This is a genomic window from Hydrogenophaga defluvii (genome assembly GCF_042665235.1).
Classification (GTDB): domain Bacteria; phylum Pseudomonadota; class Gammaproteobacteria; order Burkholderiales; family Burkholderiaceae_C; genus Hydrogenophaga; species Hydrogenophaga defluvii_A.
On record NZ_JBHTBZ010000040.1, the window covers coordinates 1 to 664 of the forward strand.

Sequence of the window (664 nt, forward strand, 5' to 3'; positions counted from 1 at the left end):
TGTTGGCACCGCTGGGATACCATCAAACACTGATTATTTATCCAGCATAAGGGTGTCACTGGAGCTAAGTGGATACCCCTTATAAACAAACAGTATTTTCAGCCTTGTTCTGTTTGCCATGACCGTTGCCTTGCTGTCGTCCGCGCCATCGCTTGCCCTGCCCGGTGTTTGGCGGGGCGATGCCTGGGCCGGCGGCGTGTCGCCAGTCGTTACCAGCGGCCACGGGGCCTTGGACGCCGAGCTGCCCGGCGGCGGCTGGCCCATCGGCGAACTGATCGAACTTTTGCAGCCCCCGAGCGCACGGCACGAGTGGCGCTTGTTGTTGCCCGCGCTGCGCTTGGCCCAGCGCCAAGGCCCGCTGGTGCTGGTGGGGGCGCCCCACCCACCCCATCTGGCAGCGCTGGCGGCGCAGGGCGTGGCCCCCGATCGCCTCTTGTGGGTGGACACGGCCGAGCACAACGAACGTTTGTGGGCCGCCGAACAGGTGCTGCGCAGCACCACGGCGGGGGCGCTGCTGGCCTGGTTGCCCGAGGCCCGGCCCGAGCAACTGCGCCGCCTGCACCTGGCCGCACGGGCCGCCATGCCCACCACGACCGAACACACCGGCACCCTTTTGATGGCCCTGCGCACCGACGCAGTCCGGCCCCAGGCCTCACCCGCCCCC

The 664-nt window shown here is 67.9% G+C and carries 1 protein-coding gene; it reads left to right on the forward strand.

Features of this window, described 5'->3' with window-relative positions; all coding sequences use genetic code 11:
* Positions 1-118 precede the first annotated feature (118 nt).
* On the forward strand, positions 119-664 hold a 546-nt coding region (imuA, locus tag ACFQU0_RS13480; RefSeq protein WP_382201615.1), incomplete at its 3' end, for a translesion DNA synthesis-associated protein ImuA.